The sequence below is a fragment of the Streptomyces sp. NPDC088915 genome, from assembly GCF_044749825.1.
In the GTDB taxonomy this organism is placed as follows: Bacteria; Actinomycetota; Actinomycetes; order Streptomycetales; family Streptomycetaceae; genus Streptomyces.
The window spans coordinates 1-23,831 of sequence record NZ_JBIVIR010000012.1 but is presented as its reverse complement, the minus strand read 5'-3'; the positions used below and the strand labels follow the sequence as shown (position 1 = coordinate 23,831).

The 23,831-nt window shown below is 72.7% G+C and carries 23 protein-coding genes; 15 read left to right on the top strand and 8 right to left on the bottom strand.

Going from position 1 to position 23,831, the window contains the following annotated elements; genetic code table 11:
• Positions 1–109: 109 nt before the first annotated feature.
• From ACIP5O_RS22145 to ACIP5O_RS22120, 6 genes are all read left to right on the top strand, one after another.
• A complete protein-coding gene (locus tag ACIP5O_RS22145) occupies positions 110–1,000 on the top strand; it encodes an FAD binding domain-containing protein (RefSeq protein ID WP_401295842.1) in 891 nt (296 codons plus the stop codon).
• A gap of 1 nt (position 1,001) precedes the next feature.
• The gene (locus tag ACIP5O_RS22140; RefSeq protein WP_356548070.1) at positions 1,002–1,592 is read left to right on the top strand and encodes a (2Fe-2S)-binding protein; all 591 of its coding nucleotides are present in this window, start codon (positions 1,002–1,004) and stop codon (positions 1,590–1,592) included.
• Between the two features lie 2 nt (positions 1,593–1,594).
• Positions 1,595–4,000, top strand: a complete 2,406-nt coding sequence (gene pucD / locus ACIP5O_RS22135; protein WP_401295839.1) for a xanthine dehydrogenase subunit D — start codon at positions 1,595–1,597, stop codon at positions 3,998–4,000.
• 216 nt (positions 4,001–4,216) lie between these two features.
• Positions 4,217–5,683: an NCS2 family permease gene (locus ACIP5O_RS22130; RefSeq protein WP_401295836.1), complete on the top strand. Its 1,467-nt coding sequence runs from the start codon at positions 4,217–4,219 to the stop codon at positions 5,681–5,683.
• A gap of 39 nt (positions 5,684–5,722) precedes the next feature.
• Positions 5,723–6,859 (top strand): XdhC family protein, encoded by a 1,137-nt coding sequence (locus ACIP5O_RS22125; RefSeq protein ID WP_401295833.1) that lies wholly within the window; start codon positions 5,723–5,725, stop codon positions 6,857–6,859.
• A gap of 103 nt (positions 6,860–6,962) precedes the next feature.
• Complete coding sequence (locus ACIP5O_RS22120; protein WP_401296260.1) at positions 6,963–8,534, top strand: FMN-binding glutamate synthase family protein; 1,572 nt, start codon at positions 6,963–6,965, stop codon at positions 8,532–8,534.
• 284 nt (positions 8,535–8,818) lie between these two features.
• Here the strand turns inward: ACIP5O_RS22120 and ACIP5O_RS22115 are convergent, their stop codons facing one another.
• Positions 8,819–9,535, bottom strand: a complete 717-nt coding sequence (locus tag ACIP5O_RS22115; protein WP_401295831.1) for a restriction endonuclease — start codon at positions 9,533–9,535, stop codon at positions 8,819–8,821.
• A gap of 117 nt (positions 9,536–9,652) precedes the next feature.
• Positions 9,653–9,826, bottom strand: coding sequence for a CsbD family protein (locus ACIP5O_RS22110; protein WP_356548065.1), 174 nt, complete (start codon positions 9,824–9,826; stop codon positions 9,653–9,655).
• Between the two features lie 194 nt (positions 9,827–10,020).
• Between ACIP5O_RS22110 and ACIP5O_RS22105 the strand changes: the two genes are divergently transcribed.
• Positions 10,021–10,380, top strand: coding sequence for a hypothetical protein (locus ACIP5O_RS22105; protein ID WP_401295827.1), 360 nt, complete (start codon positions 10,021–10,023; stop codon positions 10,378–10,380).
• 331 nt (positions 10,381–10,711) lie between these two features.
• Here the strand turns inward: ACIP5O_RS22105 and ACIP5O_RS22100 are convergent, their stop codons facing one another.
• The gene (locus tag ACIP5O_RS22100; RefSeq protein ID WP_356548063.1) at positions 10,712–11,101 is read right to left on the bottom strand and encodes a MerR family transcriptional regulator; all 390 of its coding nucleotides are present in this window, start codon (positions 11,099–11,101) and stop codon (positions 10,712–10,714) included.
• A gap of 85 nt (positions 11,102–11,186) precedes the next feature.
• Here ACIP5O_RS22100 and ACIP5O_RS22095 point away from each other — a divergent pair, with 85 nt between their 5' ends.
• Positions 11,187–12,434, top strand: a complete 1,248-nt coding sequence (locus ACIP5O_RS22095) for an MFS transporter (protein ID WP_401295823.1) — start codon at positions 11,187–11,189, stop codon at positions 12,432–12,434.
• 55 nt (positions 12,435–12,489) lie between these two features.
• Here ACIP5O_RS22095 and ACIP5O_RS22090 read toward each other — a convergent pair whose 3' ends face one another.
• Both ACIP5O_RS22090 and ACIP5O_RS22085 read right to left on the bottom strand, forming a co-directional pair.
• Positions 12,490–13,806: an ROK family protein gene (locus ACIP5O_RS22090; protein WP_401295820.1), complete on the bottom strand. Its 1,317-nt coding sequence runs from the start codon at positions 13,804–13,806 to the stop codon at positions 12,490–12,492.
• A gap of 137 nt (positions 13,807–13,943) precedes the next feature.
• Positions 13,944–14,549: a TetR/AcrR family transcriptional regulator gene (locus tag ACIP5O_RS22085; RefSeq protein ID WP_401295818.1), complete on the bottom strand. Its 606-nt coding sequence runs from the start codon at positions 14,547–14,549 to the stop codon at positions 13,944–13,946.
• Between the two features lie 170 nt (positions 14,550–14,719).
• On the opposite strand from ACIP5O_RS22085, the gene ACIP5O_RS22080 reads away from it, so the two are divergent.
• The 7 genes from ACIP5O_RS22080 to ACIP5O_RS22050 all read left to right on the top strand — a co-directional run bounded on the left by ACIP5O_RS22080 (position 14,720) and on the right by ACIP5O_RS22050 (position 21,817).
• Positions 14,720–15,874 carry an acyl-CoA dehydrogenase family protein gene (locus ACIP5O_RS22080; protein ID WP_401295815.1) on the top strand — a complete coding sequence of 385 codons (1,155 nt, stop codon included), beginning with the start codon at positions 14,720–14,722 and terminating at the stop codon, positions 15,872–15,874.
• Positions 15,875–16,023: 149 nt separating this feature from the next.
• Positions 16,024–16,707: a 2-phosphosulfolactate phosphatase gene (locus tag ACIP5O_RS22075; protein WP_401295812.1), complete on the top strand. Its 684-nt coding sequence runs from the start codon at positions 16,024–16,026 to the stop codon at positions 16,705–16,707.
• Positions 16,708–17,247: 540 nt separating this feature from the next.
• Complete coding sequence (locus ACIP5O_RS22070; protein WP_401295810.1) at positions 17,248–18,648, top strand: hypothetical protein; 1,401 nt, start codon at positions 17,248–17,250, stop codon at positions 18,646–18,648.
• A gap of 90 nt (positions 18,649–18,738) precedes the next feature.
• On the top strand, positions 18,739–19,365 hold the full coding sequence (locus ACIP5O_RS22065; RefSeq protein WP_401295807.1) for a hypothetical protein: 627 nt from the start codon (positions 18,739–18,741) through the stop codon (positions 19,363–19,365).
• Positions 19,366–19,710: 345 nt separating this feature from the next.
• A complete protein-coding gene (locus ACIP5O_RS22060) occupies positions 19,711–20,472 on the top strand; it encodes an SDR family NAD(P)-dependent oxidoreductase (protein ID WP_401295805.1) in 762 nt (253 codons plus the stop codon).
• 88 nt (positions 20,473–20,560) lie between these two features.
• On the top strand, positions 20,561–21,268 hold the full coding sequence (locus ACIP5O_RS22055) for a TetR family transcriptional regulator (RefSeq protein WP_356548056.1): 708 nt from the start codon (positions 20,561–20,563) through the stop codon (positions 21,266–21,268).
• A 162-nt stretch (positions 21,269–21,430) separates the two neighbouring features.
• Positions 21,431–21,817 carry a zinc ribbon domain-containing protein gene (locus tag ACIP5O_RS22050; RefSeq protein WP_401295801.1) on the top strand — a complete coding sequence of 129 codons (387 nt, stop codon included), beginning with the start codon at positions 21,431–21,433 and terminating at the stop codon, positions 21,815–21,817.
• A gap of 100 nt (positions 21,818–21,917) precedes the next feature.
• On the opposite strand, the gene ACIP5O_RS22045 is transcribed toward ACIP5O_RS22050, so the two are convergent.
• From ACIP5O_RS22045 to ACIP5O_RS22035, 3 genes are all read right to left on the bottom strand, one after another.
• Positions 21,918–22,874 carry an electron transfer flavoprotein subunit alpha/FixB family protein gene (locus ACIP5O_RS22045; RefSeq protein WP_401295798.1) on the bottom strand — a complete coding sequence of 319 codons (957 nt, stop codon included), beginning with the start codon at positions 22,872–22,874 and terminating at the stop codon, positions 21,918–21,920.
• Positions 22,875–22,913: 39 nt separating this feature from the next.
• On the bottom strand, positions 22,914–23,699 hold the full coding sequence (locus ACIP5O_RS22040; protein WP_356549462.1) for an electron transfer flavoprotein subunit beta/FixA family protein: 786 nt from the start codon (positions 23,697–23,699) through the stop codon (positions 22,914–22,916).
• Between the two features lie 36 nt (positions 23,700–23,735).
• Positions 23,736–23,831 (bottom strand): acyl-CoA dehydrogenase family protein (locus tag ACIP5O_RS22035; RefSeq protein WP_157849844.1); only part of this gene is annotated, 96 nt, incomplete at its 5' end.

The following is a 23,831-nucleotide window of genomic DNA, read 5'->3' as shown; positions in this document are numbered from 1 at the left end:
CACACACCGCGTGAACAGCACATGAACAAGTCGAGGGCCGGCCGTCTTCCCGGGCCCATCCGCACCGCACTGATCATCCGATCACCAGAATCACTAGAAGAGAGCCACCATGGACTTCCTTCGCCCCGCCAGCTGGGAGGAGGCGCTCGCCGCCAAGGCCGAGCACCCCACGGCCGTGCCCATCGCGGGCGGTACCGACGTCATGGTCGAGATCAACTTCGACCACCGGCGTCCCGAGTACCTCCTGGACCTGAACCGTATCGAGCTGCTGAGCGAGTGGGAGGTCGGCGAGGAGAACGTCCGGCTCGGCGCCTCCGTCCCGTACACCCGGATCATGGAGAACCTGCGGACCGAGCTGCCCGGCCTGGCGCTCGCCTCGCACACGGTGGCCTCCCCGCAGATCCGCAACCGCGGCGGCATCGGCGGCAACCTCGGCACCGCCTCGCCGGCCGGCGACGCCCACCCGGCCCTGCTCGCCGCGGGCGCCGAGGTCGAGGTCGAGTCGGTGCGCGGCAGCCGCTTCATCCCGATCGACGCGTTCTACACGGGCGTGAAGCGCAACGCGCTGGAGCCCGACGAGCTCATCAAGACCGTCCACATCAAGAAGGCGGACGGCCCCCAGCAGTACTCCAAGGTCGGCACCCGCAACGCGATGGTCATCGCCGTCTGCGCCTTCGGTCTCGCGCTCCACCCGGAGACCCGGACCGTGCGCACCGGCATCGGCTCCGCCGCGCCGACCCCGATCCGCGCCAAGGAGGCCGAGGCCTTCCTGAACGCGGCCCTGGAGGAGGGCGGCTTCTGGGACAACGGCAAGATCATCACCCCGTCGATCGCGAAGCAGTTCGCCGACCTCTGCTCGGGCGCCGCGAACCCGATCGACGACGTCCGGGGCACCGCCAAGTACCGCCGCCACGCCGTCGGAATCATGGCCCGCCGCCAGCTCGGCTGGACCTGGGAGCAGTACCGCGGCACCGGCCGCACGCTTGAGGGAGCTGCATAACATGCGCGTCAATTTCACGGTCAACGGACGTCCGCAGGAGGCCGACGACGTCTGGGAGGGCGAGTCCCTCCTCTACGTCCTGCGCGAGCGGATGGGCCTTCCCGGCTCCAAGAACGCCTGCGAGCAGGGCGAGTGCGGTTCCTGCACGGTCCGCCTCGACGGCGTCCCCGTCTGTTCCTGCCTCGTCGCCGCCGGCCAGGTCGAGGGCCGCGAGGTCGTCACCGTCGAGGGCCTCGCCGAGTTCGCCAAGGAGCGCACGGAGCACGGCTCCTGCGGCACGGGCGCCTGCGGCGGCACCTCGCTCGACGCCGCCAAGAAGTGGGAGGCCAGGCCGGGCCAGGACTCCCAGACCGGCGAGGGCGTCGAACTCTCCCCGATCCAGCAGGCGTTCATCGACGCCGGCGCCGTCCAGTGCGGCTTCTGCACCCCCGGTCTGCTGATCGCCGCCGACGAACTCCTGGAGCGGCAGAGCGACCCGTCCGACCAGGACATCCGTGAGGCCCTCTCCGGCAACCTGTGCCGCTGCACGGGCTACGAGAAGATCCTCGACGCGGTCCGCCTCGCGGCCGCCCGTCAGGGAGAGGCGGTCTGACCATGGCGCAGAACACCCGTACCGCACCCGCCGGTACGCCCACCAACGTCACCCAGAACCACACCAAGGGCGGCATCGGCGAGTCCACGCTCCGCCCCGACGGCACCCTCAAGGTCACCGGCGAGTTCGCCTACTCCTCGGACATGTGGCACGAGGACATGCTGTGGGGCCAGACCCTCCGCTCCACCGTCGCCCACGCCGAGATCGTCTCCATCGACGTCTCCGAGGCCCTGGCGACGTCCGGCGTGTACGCCGTCCTCACCTACGACGACCTGCCGGCCGAGATGAAGAACTACGGCCTGGAGATCCAGGACACCCCCGTCCTCGCCCACGGCCGGGTGCGCCACCACGGCGAGCCGGTCGCCCTGGTCGCCGCCGACCACCCGGAGACGGCCCGCCGCGCCGCCGCCAAGATCAGGATCGAGTACAAGGAGCTGCCGCTCGTCACCGACGAGGCCTCCGCGCTCGCCCCCGACGCGCCCCTCATCCACGAGGGCCGCGACGACCACCACGCCGGACACGTCCCGCACCCCAACGTCGTGCACCGCCAGCCGATCGTCCGCGGCAACGTGGCGGAGGCCCGCAAGCGGGCCGACGTGATCGTCGAGGGCGAGTACGTCTTCGGCATGCAGGACCAGGCCTTCCTCGGCCCCGAGTCCGGCCTCGCCGTGCCCGCCGAGGACGGCGGCGTCGACCTGTACGTCGCCACCCAGTGGCTCCACTCCGACCTGCGCCAGATCGCGCCCGTCCTCGGCCTGCCCGAGGAGAAGGTCCGCATGACGCTCTCCGGCGTCGGCGGCGCCTTCGGCGGCCGCGAGGACCTGTCGATGCAGATCCACGCCTGCCTCCTGGCGCTCCGCACCGGCAAGCCGGTCAAGATCGTCTACAACCGCTTCGAGTCCTTCTTCGGCCACGTGCACCGCCACCCGGCGAAGCTCCACTACGAGCACGGTGCCACCAAGGACGGCAAGCTCACCCACCTCAAGGCCCGGATCGTCCTCGACGGCGGCGCCTACGCCTCGGCCTCCCCGGCCGTCGTCGGCAACGCCTCCTCGCTCGGCGCCGGCCCGTACGTGGTCGACGACGTCGAGATCGAGGCCGTCGCCCTCTACACCAACAACCCCCCCTGCGGCGCGATGCGCGGCTTCGGCGCGGTCCAGGCGTGCTTCGCGTACGAGGCGCAGATGGACAAGCTCGCGGCGAAGCTGGGCATGGACCCGGTCGAGTTCCGGCAGATCAACGCCATGGAACAGGGCACGCTCATGCCCACCGGCCAGGTCGTCGACTCGCCCGCCCCGGTCGCCGAGCTGCTCCGCCGGGTCAAGGCCCGCCCGATGCCGCCCGAGCGCCAGTGGGAGTCGGCCGGCGAGGGCGCGGACGTCCGCGCGCTGCCCGGCGGCCTCTCCAACACCACGCACGGCGAGGGCGTCGTCCGCGGCGTCGGCTACGCCGTCGGCATCAAGAACGTCGGCTTCTCCGAGGGCTTCGACGACTACTCGACCGCCCGCGTGGTCCTCCAGGTCATCAACGGCGAGCCCGTCGCCATGGTCCACACGGCCATGGCGGAGGTCGGCCAGGGCGGCGTCACCGTGCACGCCCAGATCGCCCGCACCGAGCTCGGCGTCACCCAGGTCACCATCCACCCGGCCGACACCCAGGTCGGCTCCGCAGGCTCCACCTCCGCCTCCCGGCAGACGTACATGACCGGCGGCGCGGTGAAGAACACCTGCGAGGCCGTCCGCGAGAAGGTCCTGGAGATCGGCCGCCGCAAGAACGGCTCCTACCACCCCGCCTGGGCGACCGCCGAACTCCTCCTGGAGGGCGGCAAGGTCGTCACCGACGGCGGCGAGGTCCTCGCGACTCTCGCCGACGTCCTGGAGGGCGAGGACCCGATCGACCTGGAGCTGGAGTTCCGGCACCGCCCGACCGTCCCCTTCGACCTGGTCACCGGCCAGGGCGACGGCCACGTCCAGTACACCTTCGCCGCGCACCGCGCGGTCGTCGAGGTGGACACCGAGCTCGGCCTCGTCAAGGTCGTCGAGCTCGCCACCGCCCAGGACGTCGGCAAGGCGCTCAACATGCTCTCCGTCGTCGGCCAGATCCAGGGTGGCACCACCCAGGGCCTGGGCGTCGCGGTGATGGAAGAGATCATCGTGGACCCGAAGACCGCGAAGGTGCGCAACCCCTCCTTCACGGACTACCTGATCCCGACGATCCTCGACACGCCGACCATCCCGGTCGACGTGCTCGAACTGGCCGACCCCAACGCGCCGTACGGCCTGCGGGGACTCGGCGAGGCCCCGACCCTGTCGTCCACCCCGGCCGTCCTCGCGGCGATCCGGAACGCGACGGGCCTGGAGCTCAACAAGACGCCGGTCCGCCCCGAGGCGCTCACCGGCACCCTGTAGGACCCTCCGGGCGGTACGGCCCGTCCCGGGAACGTCACCCTTCCCCGTTCCGTACCGCCCGGAGTCCTCGCGCACCACCCCCGTACCACCCCGTTCGTCTCGGGCCGTCCCCCGGGTCGTGCAGCCACGCAGCATCCCAAATCCCGCGGCTTCAGCCGGACCAGAACCCTTCGAAGTCCGACGCGGGTGCCCCTTTGAACCTTGGGAGTAGGCCCCATGACCCAGTCGTCAGTGGAGCCCAAGACCACCGCAGAGGACGCGGGCTCCGGCTCGCGCACCCCCGCCGGCAGGTCTTGGCTCGACCGGTACTTTCACATCTCGGAGAGAGGATCCACCGTCGCGACGGAGGTCCGCGGCGGCGTCACCACCTTCATGGCGATGGCGTACATCCTCCTGCTCAACCCCCTGATCCTCAGCGGCAAGGACGTCGACGGGCACCTGCTCAGCCAGCCGGCGCTCATCACCGCCACCGCCCTCGCCGCGGCCGCGACGACCCTCCTCATGGGCTTCTGGGGCAAGGTCCCGCTCGCCCTCGCCGCCGGTCTGAGCGTCTCCGGCGTCATGGCCTCGCAGGTCGTCCCCGTCATGACCTGGCCGCAGGCCATGGGCATGTCCGTGGCGTACGGCGCGGTGATCTGTCTCCTGGTGGTCACCGGCCTCCGCGAGATGATCATGAACGCGATCCCGCTCGCCCTGAAGCACGCCATCACCATCGGCATCGGCCTCTTCATCGCGATCATCGGCTTCGTGAAGGCCGGCTTCGTCCACGAGAACCCCGCCCCGGGCGGCGGCCCCGTCTCCCTCGGCCCGGCCGGCGAGCTCCAGGGCTGGCCCGTGCTCATCTTCGCCTTCACCCTGCTCCTGATCTTCGCCCTCCAGGCCCGCAACGTCCCCGGCGCCATCCTCATCGGCATCGTCGCCGGCACGGTCGTCGCGGTCGTCCTCAACGCGGTCGCCGACATACCCGCCAAGGCCTGGTTCTCCGGCCCGCCGGAGCTGGACGGCAGCGCGGTCTCCGCCCCCGACTTCTCCCTCATCGGAGAGGTGTCCTTCAAGGGCTGGGGCGACGTCGGCTACATCACGATCACCATGATCGTCTTCACCCTGGTGCTCGCCGGCTTCTTCGACGCCATGGCCACCATCCTGGGCGTCGGCACCGAGGCCAAGCTCGCCGACGACAAGGGCCGCATGCCCGGCCTCTCCAAGGCCCTCTTCATCGACGGGGCCGGCGGCATCGTCGGCGGCGGCGTCGGCGCCTCGGGCCAGACGGTCTTCGTCGAGTCCGCCACCGGCGTCGGCGAGGGCGCCCGCACCGGCCTGGCCTCCGTGGTCACCGGCGGCTTCTTCGCCCTCTGCCTCTTCTTCACCCCGCTCACCGCGATCGTGCCGCAGGAGGTCGCCGCCGCGGCCCTGGTCGTCATCGGCTCGATGATGATGCAGAACGCCAAGCACGTGGACTGGAGCGACCGCTCCGTGGCGATCCCGGTCTTCCTCACCGTGGTCCTGATGCCGTTCACGTACACCATCACCACGGGCGTCGCCGCCGGTGTCATCTCCTACGCGGTGATCAAGACCGCTCAGGGGAAGGCGCGGGAGGTCGGGGCCTTCATGTGGGGCCTGACCGCGATCTTCGTCGTGTACTTCGCCATCCATCCGATCGAGAGCTGGCTCGGCGTCGGCTGACGCCCCCACCGCCCTCCCCGCACCCCAAGGAGAACCGAGATGCTGGACATCGCCGAAGAGCTGCACCGGTGGGTCGAGCAGGGACGCGCCTTCGCCGTCGCCACCGTGGTGGCGGTCGGCGGCAGCGCGCCCCGGCAGCCGGGCGCCGCACTCGCCGTCGACGGCGAGGGCACGGCGATCGGATCGGTCTCCGGGGGGTGCGTGGAGGGCGCGGTCTACGACCTGTGCGTCCAGGCCCTCGAAGACGGCCGGACCGTCGTCGAGCGCTTCGGCTACAGCGACGAGGACGCCTTCGCCGTCGGTCTGACCTGCGGCGGGATCATCGACATCCTCGTCACCCCGGTCCGCGGCGGGGTCTTCCCCGCCGCGCTCGCCGCCGCCGTCGAGGGCGAGGCGGCGGCCCTCGCCCGGATCGTCTCCGGCCCCGACGACCTGCTCGGCCAGGCCCTCCTGGTCCGCCCCGACGGCTCGTACGAGGGGAAGCTCGGCGGCCACCCCGAGCTGGACCGCACCGCCGCCGGCGAGGCCCGCGCGATGCTCGACGCGGGCCGCACCGGCACCGTGGAGATCGGCGAGGACGGCAGCCGCTGCGGGCAGCCCCTGACCCTCCTGGTCGAGTCCTCCGTCCCCGCCCCGCGCATGATCGTCTTCGGGGCCATCGACTTCGCCGCCGCGCTCGTCCGGGTCGGCAAGTTCCTCGGCTACCACGTCACCGTCTGCGACGCGCGGCCCGTCTTCGCGACCCCGGCCCGCTTCCCCGAGGCCGACGAGATCGTCGTCGAATGGCCCCACCGCTACCTGGAGTCCACCGACGTCGACGGCCGGACCGTCCTGTGCGTCCTCACCCACGACGCCAAGTTCGACGTGCCCCTGCTCCAGGTCGCCCTCCGGCTCCCCGTCGCCTACGTCGGCGCGATGGGCTCCCGCCGCACCCACCTGGACCGCAACGAGCGGCTGCGCGAGGTCGGCGTCACCGAGATCGAACTCGCCCGCCTGCGCTCCCCGATCGGCCTCGACCTCGGCGCCCGCACGCCGGAGGAGACCGCCCTCTCGATCGGCGCCGAGATCGTCGCCCACCGGCGCGGCGGCACCGGCGCCTCCCTCACCGGCGCCCACACCCCGATCCACCACGACGGACCCCGGGGCCCGCTGGGGCGGATCGGGTCCGTGGCCTAGGCTCCCCCCCTTACGGATCCCGGGCGAAGACTTGGGAGACCTTTGAGCAGGTGAAGGGCGTGAGGGCCCGCCCCCGGGCAAGGCGCATCGCGTGATACGCGTGATGATCGTCGTCCTGATCCTCTGTGCCGCGGGCACGGCCGCCGTGGCCGGTGCGGAGACTTCGCCCCTGTGGTGGCTCGCCGCCGTCCCGCTCGCCCTCCTGGGTCTCCTGGGAGCGTGGGACCTGCTGCAGCGCCGGCACTCGGTGCTGCGCGCCTACCCCGTCCTCGGACACGCCCGCTTCCTCCTGGAACGCATACGTCCGGAGCTCCAGCAGTACTTCGTCGAGCGGAACTACGACGGCCGCCCCTTCGACCGCGACGTGCGCAACATCGTCTACGAGCGCGCCAAGGGCACGGAGGCGGAGGAGCCCTACGGCACCGAACGGGACGTCTACGAGGCCGGGTACGAGTTCCTCGTGCCCTCCATGGCACCTTGTGCGGTCCCCGAGGCGCCTCCCCGCGTACGGATCGGGGGGCCCGGCTGCGACCGCCCCTACGACATGGCGCTGCTCAACGTCTCGGCGATGAGCTTCGGCTCCCTGTCGGCCAACGCGGTCCTCGCGCTCAACGGGGGTGCGGCGGCCGGCGGCTTCGCCCAGGACACCGGCGAGGGCGGTCTCTCCGACCACCACCTGCGCCCGGGCGGCGACCTCGTCTGGGAGGTGGGGACCGGGTACTTCGGCTGCCGGACCGACGAGGGCGACTTCGACCCGTCCCAGTTCGCCGACAAGGCCGCCCACGACCACGTCAAGTGCGTGTCCCTGAAGCTCTCGCAAGGAGCGAAGCCCGGCATCGGCGGTGTGCTGCCGGGAGCCAAGGTCAACGCGGAGATCGCCCGGGTCCGGGGGGTGCCCGAGGGGCGCACGGTCGTCTCCCCGCCGTACCACCGGGTCTTCTCGACCCCGCGGGAACTCGTCCGCTTCGTCGCCCGGATGCGGGAGCTGTCCGGAGGCAAGCCCGCCGGGTTCAAGCTCTGCGTCGGCTCGCGCCGGCAGTTCCTCGCCGTGTGCAAGGCCATGCTGGAGGAGGACACCACCCCCGACTTCATCGTGGTGGACGGGGCCGAGGGCGGAACGGGCGCGGCGCCGCTCGAATTCGCCGACCACGTCGGCACCCCGCTCACCGAGGGCCTGCTCACCGTGCACAACGCCCTCGTCGGCGCGGGCCTGCGCGACCGCGTCAGGATCGGGGCGAGCGGGAAGATCGCCACCGGCGCCGATCTGGTCAAGCGCATGGTGCAGGGCGCCGACTACGGCAACGCCGCCCGGGCGATGATGTTCGCCGTCGGCTGCATCCAGGCCCAGCGCTGCCACACGAACACCTGCCCCACCGGTGTCACCACCCAGGACCCCCGCCGGGCCCGCGCGATCCACGTCCCCGACAAGACGCTGCGCGTCCAGCGCTTCCAGGAGGCGACCGTGGCCAGCGCCCTGCAGATCATGGCCTCCATGGGCGTCACCGACCCCGCGCAACTGCGCCCGCACATGCTCCGCCGACGCATCGACCCCGTCACCGAACGCTCCTACGAAGAACTCCACGAGTGGCTCCACCCGGGACAACTGCTCGCCGAGCCGCCCGCCTCCTGGGCGGCCGACTGGAAGTCCGCCGACCCCGACCGCTTCACCGTCTGATCACCGGAGACCGTCCGGCCGCTCGGCGCCCACGGAGGCGACGGCGGCCGACGCGACGGCGGGCCGGACTCGCCCGAAAGGACCGGCCGTCCGGCCCGCGTCCTGAAAGGGACCGGGGCCGCCCCGTGTCCTGGAAGGGGTCGGTCGCCCGCCCCGTGTCTTGCAAGGGACCGGCTCGGCCGCCCCTGCCGCATCCGTGTCCGGGCCGACCGCACGAGCGGCCCGCCCGGACACGGCCCAGGGCCTGTCCGGGCGGGCCGGGAGCGAAGGGGCGACCCCGTCGCTCAGGCCGGATCCACCGGAAGCGCCTCCCACGGGGGAGGCGCCAGCTGGTCCGTCCAGGCGGCCAGGGCCTCGCCGTCCACACAGACGATCCCGCAGGTGGCGGCGTACTCGGCGGCCGGCGCGGTGATCGAACTGGTGGTCACGAGCACGGCCACGTCGGCCTCGTGGACGGTGAAGCAGGTGCCGCCGAACCGCTGGAGGTCCTGGGAACCCACCCGGTGGTCCTCCGCGTACTGCTTGCACTGGAGCACCACGCGCCGCCCGTCCACGGTCGTCGCGATCACGTCGGCGCCCAGGTCGCCCGCGCCGCCGACCACCTCCACCGGCGAGCAGCCGTCCCGCGCGCACAGCGCGGCGACCGTGTGCTCGAAGCCGTCGGGGTCCACCGCCGTGTGGTCCAGCGCCTCCGGCCCGACCGCGGGCACGTCCGGGACCGGCGCGGCGACGGCCGTACGGAGGGTCCGACGGACCCTGACGGGCACCGCGGCCCTCCGGACCAGCGCGAAGCCGACGGCCAGCGCCCCGAGGGCGGCGAACGCCACCAGGAGGGCGGCCGACACCCCCGAGCCGCGGTCCCCGGCCGCCTCGGCCGTCTTGAAGAAGAGGGCCAGACCGCCGACGCACGCCCCCGCGAGCCCTATCACGAGCACCAGATCGCGCCCGATCGTCGCGGGACCGCGCCGGACCGGCCCCCTGTCCTCCCCGATGGATCCCATCCGGGCCCCTCCCTCCCTCGTGTCCCGACCCCTCGTCACGACCCGTCCGGCTCCGCACGCGCCGCGGCCCCGGCCCCAGAGGGGGCCGGGGGCCGCGGCGGTGCCGATACCGGAGGGTCAGCGCTTGAAGGCGTCCTTCGTCTTCTCCTTGGCCTCCCGGGCGTCGCCCTTGGCCCGCTCGGCACGGCCCTCGCCGGCCATCCGCTCGTCGCCGAGCGCACGGCCCGTCGTCTCCTTGATCGCGCCCTTGACCTGCTCGCCCTTGGCCTTCATCTTCTCGTTGCCGGACATCGTGGCTCCTCTCCGAGAACCTGGAAAACCATTGCCTTGGTGACATGCCGCATAACCGCGAACCGGCCCCCGAAACGGTGCCGGGGCCAGGCCCGCGATAATCGGCCCGGGCCGTGCGCGTGGACGTACGGCCCGACCATCCCGAGGACGAAGGGCCGATGATGCTGAAAGAGGGCCGGCGAGTACGGCTTGCGGTGGACCTCAGACTGGCCGGCGAGGTCGTCCCGGCCGGCGGCCCCGCGGCGGAGACGGGCACCGGGGCCGGGTTCCTGGCCCTGGCGGCGGGCGTCGAGGGCACCGTCGAGCGGGTGGTGGACGAGGACCGCCCCCGGAGCCCGGAGGTACGCGAGTACGAACGGCTCAGGTCCCTCCTGGACGACTTCGGCCACCAGATGCCCCCGGCCAGCAGGGGACAGCTCGAAGAGCAGGTCGCCGCCCTGGAACCCGCCTGGACCGCCCATCAGGAACGGAGGCTCCGCACGACCGTCCGCGTCCGCTTCGACAACGGCTTCGTCCTCGACGACGCCCCCGGGGACCTCTTCGTCCCCGCCTGACGGGTGGCCCGGCGACGTCGGCCCGTCCAGCGGCCGGCTGAGCACGATCGCCCACGCCGACCCGAGTGCGCGAGGGGTCGCCCGTCGCGCGCGGTGTGGCGAGGTGTCCCCATGCGTCGACCGCTGTGGCTCCTCGCCCCGCTCCCGTTCGCCGTCGTCTGCGGGGTGGCGCACTTCTCCGAGGACGAGAGGACGACCGCCGCCCGGGAGGCGGCCAGGAAGGCGGCCCGGCTGCCGGAGGGCCAACGCCCCGGACCCGGCGCCCCCGCCGCACTGACCGGGCGACGCGCCGTCCGCGGGCCGGTCTTCACCGAAGGAGACGCGCGGGACGTCAGGCGGCCGGTTCGGCGGGTTCGGCCGGGGCCGCCCTCCGGACCTCCGCGAGGTACGCGGTCATGGCGTCCCGGTTGCGGGTCAGTTGGCCGATCCGCTCCGACATGCGCGCGCACTCCAGCTCAAGCAGCGCGATCGTCTCCGGCGTCGGGTTCGGGATGTCGATGCGTCCGGGCGGTCCGAGGCAGGGCAGGATCCTGCGGATCGTCTGCGTCGAGAGGCCCGCGTCGAGCAGCCCGCGCACCTGCTGGACGCGGTCCACACAGGGCTCGGGGTAGTCGCGGTAGCCGTTGGCGCACCGCCGCGAGGCGATCAGCTCCTGCTCCTCGTAGTACCGCAGCATCCGGCGGGAGACACCGGTGCGTTCCGACAGCTCCCCGATCCGCACGGCCCTCGTCCTCCCCGTGACGCTCCTGCGCCTTTCCGGATCCCGCTTGACCTTCACATCAGTGGAAGGGTTCGAGCATGCTGCCATGTCGCGCACCGATCTGACCAGGGGGCCCTCGCACGGCCCCGCATCCGCTCCCCGACGGACCGAAACCCCTTCACCGTCAGGCAAGTTGCCCCTGGCGGCGCTGCTCGCCCTGGCGACCGCCGTGTTCCTCACGAGCCTCACCGAGACGCTGCCCGCCGGACTGCTGCCCGCGATGGGCGGCGACCTGGGCGTCGGCGAGTCCGCCGCCGGACAGACCGTGACGGTCTACGCCCTCGGCACCGTGCTCACCGCCGTCCCGCTCTCCACCGCGACCGCGGGATGGCGCCGACGCCGGCTCCTGCTGACCGCGATGGCCGGTTTCGCCGCCGCCAACACCGTGACGGCGCTCTCCACCTCCTACCCGCTGACCATGGCGGCCCGGTTCACCGCGGGGGTCGCGGCGGGCCTGGCGTGGGCGCTGCTCGCCGGATACGCCCGGCGGATGGCCCCCGCGCACCTCCGGGGCAGGGCCATCGCGGTGGCCATGGCGGGCATCCCCGTCGCCCTCTCCCTCGGCGTGCCCGCCGGGACGTTCGTCGGCAAGGCCGCCGGCTGGCAGACCGCCTTCCTCGTCATGACCGGCCTGACGCTCGTCCTCCTCGCCTGGATCCCGGCCGCCGTCCCGGACTATCCCGGACACCGCCCGGAGAAGGGCTCCTCGCCGTCGATGCTCGGGGCGCTCAAGGTGCCCGGCGTCGCCCCCGTCCTCGCCGTCACCCTCGTCTTCGTCCTCGCCCACACCCTCCTCTACACCTACATCGCCGCCTTCCTCGACCGGCTCGGGATGGGCGACCGGGCCGACGCCGTCCTCCTGGTCTTCGGCGGCGCCTCGCTGCTGAGCATCTGGGCCGTCGGCGCCCTGATCAACCGCAGGCTGCGCGCCCTGATGATCACCGGCACGCTGCTCGTAGCGGTGGCCGGTGCCGTCCTGGCGCTGTTCGCGCGGTCGCCCGCGCTCGTGTACGGAGCGGTGGTGCTCTGGGGCCTCGGCTGGGGCGGCGCGCCGACCCTGCTGCAGACGGCGGCGGGCGACGCGGGCGGCGAACAGGCCGACGCGGCACAGGCGATGCTGGTCACCCTCTGGAACGTCGCGATGGCGGGCGGCGGGGTGGTCGGCGGCCTCCTCCTCGACGCGTTCGGCACCGGGGCGCTCCCCTGGAGCGTGCCGGTCCTCCTGGTCCCCGTGGCGGCCGTGGTCGTCGCGGCGCGCGCCCACGGCTTCCCCGCCCGCCGGGGGACGCCCTGACGGGCGGGAGCCGGGCCCGATCGGCCCGGGGCGGGACCGCCGCGGGGCCGCCGTCTCAGTGCGCCGTCCGCTCCCGTACGGTCGTCGCCCACGCCGGCTGCTCCTCGACGGTCCCGGTCCCGGTCCCGGCCCGCCGGCCGCCCCGGGCGAAGAAGTCCGCGAGCGGCAGGATCGCCGCGCCGACCGTGACCGCGTCCGGGCCCAGGGTGCCCAGACCGATGGACACGTGGGCCGCCGGGTACTTCAGGGCGTACTCCCGGGCGTACCCCTCGACCGTCTCCAGGAAGGGAGTGCCGAGCTGGAGGCCGGCCCAGCCGCCGACGAGGATGCGCTCGGGCTGGAAGAGGTTGATCAGGTCGGCGAATCCGGCGCCGAGGAACTCGGCGGTCTCCTCCAGGACGGCGAGGGCGGTGGCGTCCGGGGGAGTGCCGGCTCCGGCCGGGTAGGCGGCGGCGAGCATCGCCGTCAGGGCCGTCTCCTCGTCCGCGTCCTCCGGTGGCCGCCCGCCCGCCTCGCGCCAGCGTTCGAGCAGGGCCTCCGCGCCCGCGTACGCCTCCAGGCAGCCCAGGGCGCCGCAGCGGCAGCGGCGACCCCGCACCCGTACCTTCAGATGGCCCCACTCGACCGCCCGCCCCGGCCCCGTCGGGTCGGTGACCACGCAGGCGCCGACGCCGGACCCGAAGAGCACCACGACGGCGCTGCGGGCGCCGCGCCCGGCGCCGAACCACATCTCGGCCTGGCCGAGGGTCTTGGCGCCGTTGTCGATCCGGTACGGCACCGAGGCCGGGAGCTCCACGCTCTCGCGGAGCAGCCGCTCCAGGGGGACGGCGTCCCAGTCGATGGTCTGGCCGTGCACGACCGCGCCGTCCTCGGCGGTGCGGGCCACGATGCCGGGCACGCCGACGCCGACGCCGAGGAGCTGCTCGGCGGGTACGCCGGCGGTCCGCAGCACCTCCGCGATGCCGTCCCGGAGGTGACCGACGACGACCCCGACCTCGTACCGGCCGTGCGGGTGCGGACTGCCCACGGCCAACGGGCGCTCGGTGCGGGCGAGTTCGGTGAGGGCGAGGTCGAACAGCTCGATCCTTATCCGGGTCTCGCCGACGTCGACGCCGATCATGAAGCCGCTGCCGGGGGAGATCCGGAGCAGGGTGCGGGGGCGTCCGCCGGCCGAGTCGACGCTGCCGGCCTCCTCGACCAGGCCCTCCGCGACGAGCTCGGCGACCACGTTGCTGACCGAGCCGGAGCTCAGCCCGGTCGCCGGGCCCAGCGAGAAGCGGCTCATCGGCCCGTCGAAGTACAGGCGCTGGAGGACGGCGGTGCGGTTCTCGCGCCGCAGGTCACGGACGGTGCGTCCGTTCCGCATGGTCACTGGGCCCCCTGGTGGAATAGTCCTGACCGCAACATACCGCCGCGGGGGCACTGGGGGCGACTTTATCTTTAGATTTAAGTCATGACGTGAAATAAGGGGGTGGGCGACTGATCGCCTTCACTTCCTGAACGCGGGGGTCAAGCCTTCCGGAGGCCGCTGAGGAGGAGTTCGGCGAGCTGGTCGTACGCCTCCGCGTCGGCGAGGCCCGTCGCGGCGGCGACCTGGCGCCGCTGGATGCGGACCATGACCGAGGAGATGACGTCGGCGGCGAACGTCACGTGCACCTCGCGGAAGACCCCGGCCCGCACGCCCTCCTCGATGAGCTGCTGGACCCGCCCGGCGGCCGCGCGCGTGTTGCGCTCGTACACCTCGGCCGCCGGTTCGAAGGCGGCCACGTCGTCGAAGAACTGCGGTGAGACCGGGGCGAGTTCGGCCGATACCGCCCGCAGGTAGGCGGCGAGCCGCTCGGCGGGTCCGGTGGCGGCGGCGAGGACGGCCTCGACCCGGGCCGTGGCGCGCCGGAAGAAGTGCACGACCGCCGCCCGGACGAGCTGCTCCTTGCTGCCGGCCAGGCCGTACAGGGTCCGCTTCGAGCAGTGCAGCCGGGCGGCGAGGTCGTCGAGCGTCAGACCGGCGAAGCCCTCGCCGACGAGGAGGGCGACGAGCTCCTCGAAGAGGGCGGAGCGGCGTGCCGCTCCGCGGCCCGTCAGCTGCGGGGCGTCGGCGGCGGAGGTCTCGATCACCCGGCCAGTATTCCAGGCCGCGGTCCGCGGGCGCGGCGCGCCCGGCCCCCGCACCTGCGGCGCCGCCCGCGCGATACGGCTCCAGGGGTTGCGGTCGCCGCCCCCTGCGCTACTCTGACCGGTACTGGAGTACCATCCCCAGTACCACTTTGCGCGCCGCTGGAGTCGCCATGGATGTCGACCGCCTGCTTCCCACCCCCGAAGCCGCGGACCTCATCGCCCTCACCCGGGAGATCGCCGACAAGGAGCTCTCTCCGCGGGTGGACGAGCACGAGGCCGCCGAGACCTATCCCGAGGGGCTCTTCGCGACCCTCGGCGAGGCGGGACTCCTGGGCCTCGCGTACCCCGAGGAGTACGGCGGCGGGGGCCAGCCGTACGAGGTCTACCTCCAGGTCCTGGAGGAACTGGCCGCGCGCTGGGCGGCCGTGGCCGTGGCCACCAGCGTCCACACCCTGGCCTGCCACCCCCTGCACGCCTTCGGCACGCCGGAGCAGAAGGAGCGCTGGCTGCCCGCGATGCTGGAGGGCCGGACCATCGGCGGCTACAGCCTCTCCGAGCCGCAGGCCGGCTCCGACGCGGCCGCCCTCAGCTGCAAGGCGGAGCGGCAGGAGGACGGCGGCGGGTACCGGGTCACCGGCACCAAGGCCTGGATCACCCACGGCGGCCGGGCCGGCTTCTACGCCCTCTTCGCCCGTACGGCCCCGGGCAGCCACGGTGTCTCCTGCTTCCTGGCCCCCGGCGCCACCGAGGGCCTCACCTTCGGCGCGCCCGAGCGCAAGATGGGCCTCCAGGCCGTCCCCACCACCGCCGCCTACTGGGACGGCGCCCTCCTGGAGGAGGACCGCCTCGTCGGCGAGGAGGGCCAGGGACTCCAGATCGCCTTCAGCGCCCTCGACAACGGCCGCCTCGGCATCGCCGCCTGCGCCACGGGCCTCGCCCAGGCCGCCCTGGACACCGCCGTCGCGTACGCCAACGAGCGCACCACCTTCGGCCGCCGGATCGTCGACCACCAGGGCCTCGGCTTCCTGCTCGCCGACATGGCCGCCGCCGTCGACGCGGCCCGCGCCACCTACCTGGACGCGGCCCGCCGCCGCGACCTCGGCCGCCCCTTCGGCCGCCAGGCCAGCGCGGCCAAGCTCATCGCCACCGACACGGCCATGAAGGTCACCACGGACGCGGTCCAGGTCCTCGGCGGCTACGGCTACACCCGGGACTTCCCGGTGGAGCGCTACATGCGCGAGGCCAAGATCATGCAGATCTTCGAGGGCACGAACCAGATCCAGCGGCTGGTGATCAGCCGGGGGCTGGCGCTCGCGGAGAAGTAGCGGGCCGCGCCTCCGGGGAGGCCGGTCGGGAGGCGCCGTCAGGCGGTCGGCCCCGACGCCCGTCGGCGTGACGCGCGCCACTGCCCGGGGAGGCGGGGCCTGTCCGGCGGGCTATGGCCCTGGTGCCGGACGTGGTCGATCATGGCCGGATGGACGCTCGTTTCCTCGGCATCCCCGAGCTGACCGACACCCCATCCGCCGCCGTCGTGGTCGACGTCATGCGCGCCTTCACCGTGGCCGCCTGGGCCTTCGGCGGGGGAGCGGAGCGGATCGTCCTCGCCGGATCCCTGGACGAGGCCCTGGCGCTGAAGGCCCGTCACCCGGACTGGGTGGCGCTCAAGGACGGTCCGCCGGCGCCCGGCTTCGACGCCGTCAACTCGCCCGGCCTGCTGCGCTCCGCCGACCTCTGCGGACGGACCGTCGTGCAGAAGACCACGGCGGGGACGGTCGGCGCCCTCGCGGTCGAGGACGCGTCGCTGGTGCTGTGCGCCGCCTTCGTGGTGGCGGAGGCGACGGCCCGGCTCCTGCGGTCGCGCGGGTGCGACGGCGTCACGTTCGTGGTCACCGGCGAGGACGGGCGCGCCGAGGAGGACCTGGCGTGCGCCCAGTACATCGCGGGGAGGGCCGCCGGGGCCGGGACGGACCCGGCCGGGTTCCTCCGCCGGGCCGCGCGGTCGCGCGCCGCCGCCGAGCTGACGGAGGGCGTGCGCGAAGGCGCCCACCCCGACGACGTCGCGCTCTGCCTCGAACTCGACCGGTTCCCCTTCGCCATGGTCGCGGCCGTGGAGGACGGGCTCATGGTGCTCCGGCCGCACGCCGTGCCCTCGGACTGACCGGAGCCGAGGCGGGGCCCGGCCTCCACTTCCTCCGAGCGGTGCCCCGCGTCGTCGACCGCACGGACGTAGAGCACGTTGGAGCCGGCGAGCGGCGGCTTGGCGCCGGTGGCGGGCGTGACGGTGGTCGTCGAGGCGCCCGCGGTGCGTTCGGCTTTGAAGGGATAGGAGCCCTGGTTGAAGCCGTACTCGAAGTAGTCGACGTCCGTCTGCGCGGCCTCGAAGTCGAAGGTGCCCGCTTCGCCGAACTCCTTCTTGCTCCACGTCGATTCCTCGGCGCTGCTTCCGAAACCGTTGTCGAGGGCGTCGGCGTCCGGGAAGTCCGTCGACGTCACCCTCGGAGGGGTCGGCCGCGAGCTGTCGAAGACGAACCGGCACGGGGTCGTGGACGGCGAACAGCCCGATGCCGCACCGGCCTTGTCGATCGTCTTGGCCCGCCACGAGTACGTCTTGCCGTCGACCAGCTTGAGACCGGTGCAGCCGGTGGCGAACGGATCGGTGTGGGTCGTGCCCGCGCCGTTGCCGACCGGAGCCCTGCCCTTGCCGCCCAGCAGGCTGCCGCTGCCGCCGCCGGGCCACATCTCGAAGTTCACGGACGACAGGTTGCCGTCCTTGCCGACCTCGGTGACGGTCCGCACGCTCAAGGACGACGGGCTCACGTACTCCTCGCAGGTGTCGATCTACGACGGCCTCATGCGGGGCGTCCAGACCCGGCGCGAAGCCCATGGCCCCGGCCGGATCATCATGGACACCAAGTACGACGACCACGGCCGGGTCAGCGAGCAGACCAGTTCCTACCTGGCCCGGGGCGAGCCGACCACGACGCCGTTCCAGCGCGTCAGCGACACCTTGGCGCCGAGTTCGGTCCGCACCGTGACGGACGCCCTCGGGCGCACGGTGCGGATCGACCACTCGACGGACATGGCCCAGTCGAAGTGGCGCTCCACCTCCTGCAGTTTCGACGCGCGCGGCAACCAGACCGAGGTCAAGGACGCCGCGAACAACGTCTGGTCCTACACGTACGGCACCCGAGGACGCCTGGTGGCGTCCGAGGACCCCGACCTCGGCAGCGGCTCGTTCGGATACGACGACCTCGACCGTCAGATCAGCGCCACCGGGCCGAAGGGCACCACGTACACCGAGTACGACGCGCTCAACCGCGTCGTGGCGGTGCGCCAGGGTCCGGCCACCGCCGCTCCGGTGAAGGAGTTCACCTACGACATGCCCGGCGCGCTGGGCAAGCCCGTGCCCTCCATCCGGCACGACGCCACGGGCGACTACGTCTCCCGTGTCACGGGTTACGACGTCGAGTACCGGCCGACCGGCCGTGAAGCCGTCATTCCCGAGAACAGCCTGACCAAGGGAGTCGCCGGCACGTACAGGTACGGCTACACCCGCACCGGTAGCGGAAAGCCGCTCACCACCACCCTCCCGGCGGCCGGGGGACTGGCCGCCGAGAAGATCGTCACCCGGTACGACGAGGACGGTCTCGCCGAGTCCACTTCCGGACAGTCGTGGTACACGTCCGACGTGACCTACTCCGCGTTCGGAGAACCGTTGCGGACCGTGAGCGGATCACAGCCGAACCGCGTGTGGACCACGAACTTCACCGACGAGGGCTCGGGCCGTCTCCAGCGCACTGTCTGGGACCGCGAAACCCCGGACTCCCACCGGATCTCCGGCACCTACCTCTCCTACGACCAGGCCGGCAACCTCACCTCGGCAGCCCGCGAGGAGGTGGACGGAACCACCAAAACCTGGGACAACCAGTGTTTCACCTACGACTACCTGGGTGAGCCGGTCCATGCCTGGACCTCCGGTCTGACGGCCGGCAAGGCGGGTTGCAAGTCCTCCTCGGGTGCCACCCGGGGGTACCGGGCCGATGGCAGGACCACGGGCGGTCCGGTCGCGGACGCGCCGAGCACCCTCACGGCGGCGTGACGAAAGGCACGGAAAATGGCGAAGGAACGAGTCACGGTCTGTCTTCCCCCCTGCGAGCCGGCTGATCTGCAGCGGGAAATCGGACGCGTCATGGCGCCCTACCGGTACGAACGGGACGACGCCCCGCCGGACTGGGAGGGCGAGTGGGACCACTGGTACGTCTCCGGGGCGGGCTGCGAGTTTCCGGTGGTCGCGGGTCACGAAGGCGACCCGCGTCTGGTCCGGGAGGAGTTGGAGCTCTCCTCGGGGCCACGAGTGCTGCCTCCCGGACTGTGCGACGGCGGTCCGCGCAGGCTGCTCGACCTCGACGCGGCCCGGCGACCGGTTGCCGAGCAGGCCGAGCGGAACTGGGCCGACTGGCGGGAACTGACCGCCGGCCACCCCGCCGCGCAGCCTTACAGGGTCTTCCGCGACCGGTGGCCGGCCGATCCGATGAAGGCCTGGGCGGAGCACGATGCCCAGCCCGTGATCGAAGCGCTGCACGAACGGACGGAACTGTGGGACCGCGTGGGCAGCGATCCGTTGGACCTACTGGGGACCGACCACGCCTCCTATGTGGCGCGCGAAGTCGCGGAAGCCCTGCCCACGGCCGCCCTGCTGACCCTGGACGGCGCCTGGATCGGCATCGCCGGTGACGAGCGCCGACAGTGGTTCAACGACTACCTGGACGGCCTGGCCCCCGACACGATGGTCGTGCGGGTGCTGTACCACGGCTGACCGGGCCGCACCGCTCACAAGGCCGGTGCCTTCGTACGGAGTCCGTACGAAGGCACCGGCCTTCCGGCTCTCCGGGCGTTCCCGTCGGACGGCCGCCCGGGTTCACCGGCGTGGAGCGGCGGGCGCCGGAGGGGACGTGTTCCTTCCTGCCGCCGCTCGCGGCACGCGCCCACGACCGACCGCCGTGCCCACCGGGCCCGGCCTCCGCTTCCGGGGGCGCGGCGCGCGGTTCTATGGTGGGCGGCGCAGATCGCGCGGACCGCGCGGTCCTCCGCGGGCACGCGCCCGATCCGGCGGCCACCCCGGCGGCAGGGTCGCCCCCGCACGACACGAACGAGGAGTTCCATGGACATCGCAGGCTCCGCCGCTCTCGTCACCGGCGCCGCCTCCGGCCTCGGTGCCGCCACCGCCGCCGCGCTCGCCGCCCGGGGCGCCACCGTCTACGGCCTGGACCTGGACAAGGCCGTGGCCGCCGCCGGGGCCCTCCCCGAGGGCGTCCGGCTGCTCGCCGCCGACGTCACCGACGAGGAGCAGGTCCGCGCGGCCCTCGCCGAGACCGACGCCGACGGCGCCGAGCTGCGGCTCGCCGTGAACTGCGCCGGCATCGCCCCCTCCGCCCGGATCCTGGGCCGCAAGGGGCCGCACGACCTCGACCTGTTCCGCGCCGTCGTGAACGTCAACCTGATCGGCACGTTCAACGTGATGCGGCTCGCCGCCGAGGCCATCGCCCGGCACGAGCCCGACGCGCACGGACAGCGCGGCCTCGTCGTCAACACCGCCTCCATCGCCGCCTTCGAGGGCCAGGTCGGCCAGATCGCGTACGCCGCCTCCAAGGCGGGCGTCGCCGGCATGACCGTCACCGCCGCCCGCGACCTCGCGCAGTTCGGCATCCGGGTCGTCACCGTCGCCCCCGGCATCGTCGACACCCCGATGATGGCCGGCTTCACCGAGGACGTCCGGGCCGGCCTCGCCGCGAGCGTCACCTTCCCGCAGCGCCTCGCCCGCCCGGAGGAGTACGCCCGGCTCGTCACGATGATCGTCGAGCACGACTACCTCAACGGCGAGACGATCCGCATGGACGGCGCCCTCCGGATGACCGCGCGCTGACCCTCCGTACCCTCCAGAAAGCACTCGGTGCCGGATCCGTCCGGTACCGAGTGCCGCGCGTCCGCATGTCCAATGCTAGTTTCGACGCATGGGAACAGCGTCGACGAACTCCACGAAGCCCGCGATGCGGGACTCCCTCATCGCCGCGGCCTTCCAGCTCTTCCTGGAGCGGGGCTACGAGCAGACCACCGTCGACGACATCGTGACCCTCGCGGGCGTCGGCCGGCGGTCCTTCTTCCGGTACTTCCCGTCGAAGGAGGACGTGGTCTTCCCCGACCACGACCAGTGCCTCGACGACATGACCCGCTTCCTCGCGGCGAGCGCGGACTCCGACGACCCGGTCGCCCGGGTCTGCGGCGCCGCCCGGCTCGTCATGCGGATGTACGCCGAGAACCCCACCTTCTCCGTGCAGCGCTACCGGCTCACCCGCGAGGTGGCCGGGCTGCGCACGTACGAGCTGTCGGTGGTCTGGCGGTACGAGAAGACCCTCGGCGACTACCTGCGCACCCGCTGGGCCGACCGCAGGGACGGCACCCTGCGGGCCAACGTGGTCGCGGCGGCCGTGGTCGCCGCCCACAACCACGCCCTGCGCCACTGGCTGCGCTCGGGCGGCGAGGGCGACCCGCTGGCCGCGGTGGACGAGGCCCTGGAGTTCGTGCGCACCACCTGGGGCGCCGCCCCCGCGGCGGACGTCCCGGCCGAGGAGACGGAGGACGTCGTGGTGGTCATCACCAAGCGGTCCACCCCGATGTGGCGCGTGGTGCGCGAGGTGGAGTCGAGCCTCGGCGAGGGCTGAGGGGCGCCCGGGCGGGGTCCGGGCGGGGTCCAAGTGGGATCCGGAGGCGCTCGGGGATCTCGGTATCTCCAATTGAGGGAACTCAGGTCTTTATTTGATGGCACTCAGTGCCATATCTTTGCTCCTGCACGGTCGAGCCGCCGAGTGCAAGGAGAAGGCATCGTGTTCCACACGGGACTGAGGAGCGGGACCGCCGTCCAGGCCGAGGAGTCGGCCCCCGACTCCGAGCTCTACTTCCAGCGCTGCCGCTGGTGCCACACCACCACGTTCCAGCGACTGCTCTGTCCGACCTGCGGGTCGACCGACCTCGCGCCCGAACTCAGCGGGGGCGAGGGCGTGATCTCCGTACGGCGCGGGGTCGCCGCGGCCGACGCCGACCTCTGGCCGGTGCACATGACGGAGGGCTTCGTGGTCCGCTGCCGGGTCGACGGGCCGCCGCACGCGGTGCGCCCCGGAGCCCGGGTCAGGCTCTCCTCGGGCGTCGGCGTCTCCGGCCGCCGGCCGGTCGTCCGGCTCTGCGAAGAGGTCCCGCTCGACGGGTGGATGTGAGCGGGTCCCGGTCCCCCGTCATGAGGGTCCCACGACATGGGAAAGGGGCGGTGGGGTGGCACAGAGTGCCACCCCACCGCCCCTTTCCGCCACCGGAAGGTCAGCGGGTGCCGATCTCGTCCGTCAGCTGCGGCAGCACCTCGAAGAGGTCGCCGACCACGCCGTAGTCCACGAGGTCGAAGATCGGGGCCTCCGGGTCCTTGTTGACCGCGACGATCGTCTTCGACGTCTGCATGCCGGCCCGGTGCTGGATCGCGCCGGAGATGCCCGCCGCGACGTACAGCTGCGGCGAGACCTGCTTGCCGGTCTGGCCGACCTGGTTGGCGTGCGGGTACCAGCCGGCGTCCACGGCGGCGCGGGAGGCGCCGACGGCCGCGCCGAGCGAGTCGGCCAGCTTCTCGACGACCCCGAAGCCCTCGGCCGCGCCGACGCCGCGGCCGCCGGAGACCACGATCGCGGACTCGGTCAGCTCGGGGCGGCCGGTGGAGACGCGCGGGGTGCGCGAGACGACCTTCGCCGCGTTGCCCGTGAAGGCGACGGAGACGTTCTCGACCGTGCCGGCGGCCGGGGCGGCCTGCGGGGCGGCGGAGTTGGGCTTGACGGTGACGACCGGCACGCCCTTCGAGACCGTCGACCTCACCTGGTACGAGGCGGCGAAGACGGACTGGGTGGCGACCGGGCCGTTCTCGCCGGCCTCCAGCTCCACGGCGTCGGTGATCAGACCGGAGCCGAGGCGGAGCGCGACGCGGGCCGCGATCTCCTTGCCCTCGCCGGAGGAGGTCACCAGGACGGCGGCCGCCCCCTTCTCCTTCGCGAGCTGGGTGAGCGCGTCGACCTTCGGGACGACGAGCTGCTCGGCGAACTCGGCGCCGTCCGCGACGTACACGGTGGCCGCGCCGTACTCGCCGGCGGCCGCGGCGATCGACGCGGCGGCCTCGCCGGCGCCGAGGACGACGGCCGAGGGCTCGCCGATGCGACGGGCGATCGTGAGCAGTTCGAGGGCCGGCTTGCGGACCGCGCCGTCGGCGTGGTCCACGAGAACCAGGATCTCAGCCATGATTCGTTGCTCCTGTGTGGGTGTCTGGCCGGTGGCGGGTCAGATGAACTTCTGGGCGGCGAGGAAGGCGGCGAGCTGCTTGCCGCCGTCGCCCTCGTCCGTGACGATCGTGCCCTGGGTACGGGCCGGACGCGGGGTCGCGGAGTCGACCAGGGTCCAGGCCCCGCCGAGGCCGACCTCGTCGGCGTCGACGTCCAGGTCGTCCAGGTCCAGCTCCTGGACCGGCTTCTTCTTGGCGGCCATGATCCCCTTGAAGGAGGGGTAACGGGCCTCGCCGGACTGGTCGGTGACCGACACGACGGCCGGCAGCGGGGCCTCCAGGAGCTCGGTGGCGGCGTCGCCGTCCCGGCGTCCCTTCACGGTGCCGTCCTCGACGGAGACCTCGGAGAGCAGGGTGACCTGCGGCAGGCCCAGGCGCTCGGCGAGCAGCGCGGGCAGCACGCCCATGGCGCCGTCGGTCGAGGCCATGCCGCAGACGACCAGGTCGAAGCCGGTCTTCTCCAGGGCCTTGGCGAGGATCGCGGAGGTGGCGAACACGTCCGAACCGTGGATGTCCTCGTCGTTGACGTGGACGGCCTTGTCGGCGCCCATCGACAGCGCCTTGCGCAGCGCGTCCTTGGCGTCGTCCGGGCCCACGGTGACGACGGTGACCTCGGCCTCGTCGGCCTCCTCCGCGATCTGCAGGGCCTGCTCGACGGCGTACTCGTCCAGCTCCGAGAGCAGACCGTCGACGGCCTCGCGGTCGGTCGTCAGGTCGTCGGCGAAACCGCGGTCGCCGGTCGCGTCGGGGACGTACTTCACACAGACAGCGATCTTCAGGGTCACGGCCTGTCTCCTTTCAACAGCTCAACGGTCGTGTGGTTACGGGAGGTTGCGGGCCATGACGATGCGCTGGACCTGGTTGGTGCCTTCGTAGATCTGGGTGATCTTGGCGTCGCGCATCATGCGCTCGACGGG

What these genes read in the sequence shown, in the direction of transcription:
- ACIP5O_RS22145 (WP_401295842.1), top strand. Translation starts at nt 110, where the DNA reads ATGGACTTCCTTCGCCCCGCCAGCTGGGAGGAGGCGCTCGCCGCCAAG.
- ACIP5O_RS22140 (WP_356548070.1), top strand. Translation starts at nt 1,002, where the DNA reads ATGCGCGTCAATTTCACGGTCAACGGACGTCCGCAGGAGGCCGACGAC.
- pucD (WP_401295839.1), top strand. Translation starts at nt 1,595, where the DNA reads ATGGCGCAGAACACCCGTACCGCACCCGCCGGTACGCCCACCAACGTC.
- ACIP5O_RS22130 (WP_401295836.1), top strand. Translation starts at nt 4,217, where the DNA reads ATGACCCAGTCGTCAGTGGAGCCCAAGACCACCGCAGAGGACGCGGGC.
- ACIP5O_RS22125 (WP_401295833.1), top strand. Translation starts at nt 5,723, where the DNA reads ATGCTGGACATCGCCGAAGAGCTGCACCGGTGGGTCGAGCAGGGACGC.
- ACIP5O_RS22120 (WP_401296260.1), top strand. Translation starts at nt 6,963, where the DNA reads ATGATCGTCGTCCTGATCCTCTGTGCCGCGGGCACGGCCGCCGTGGCC.
- ACIP5O_RS22115 (WP_401295831.1), bottom strand. Translation starts at nt 9,535, where the DNA reads ATGGGATCCATCGGGGAGGACAGGGGGCCGGTCCGGCGCGGTCCCGCG.
- ACIP5O_RS22110 (WP_356548065.1), bottom strand. Translation starts at nt 9,826, where the DNA reads ATGTCCGGCAACGAGAAGATGAAGGCCAAGGGCGAGCAGGTCAAGGGC.
- ACIP5O_RS22095 (WP_401295823.1), top strand. Translation starts at nt 11,187, where the DNA reads ATGTCGCGCACCGATCTGACCAGGGGGCCCTCGCACGGCCCCGCATCC.
- ACIP5O_RS22080 (WP_401295815.1), top strand. Translation starts at nt 14,720, where the DNA reads ATGGATGTCGACCGCCTGCTTCCCACCCCCGAAGCCGCGGACCTCATC.
- ACIP5O_RS22075 (WP_401295812.1), top strand. Translation starts at nt 16,024, where the DNA reads ATGGACGCTCGTTTCCTCGGCATCCCCGAGCTGACCGACACCCCATCC.
- ACIP5O_RS22065 (WP_401295807.1), top strand. Translation starts at nt 18,739, where the DNA reads ATGGCGCCCTACCGGTACGAACGGGACGACGCCCCGCCGGACTGGGAG.
- ACIP5O_RS22060 (WP_401295805.1), top strand. Translation starts at nt 19,711, where the DNA reads ATGGACATCGCAGGCTCCGCCGCTCTCGTCACCGGCGCCGCCTCCGGC.
- ACIP5O_RS22055 (WP_356548056.1), top strand. Translation starts at nt 20,561, where the DNA reads ATGGGAACAGCGTCGACGAACTCCACGAAGCCCGCGATGCGGGACTCC.
- ACIP5O_RS22045 (WP_401295798.1), bottom strand. Translation starts at nt 22,874, where the DNA reads ATGGCTGAGATCCTGGTTCTCGTGGACCACGCCGACGGCGCGGTCCGC.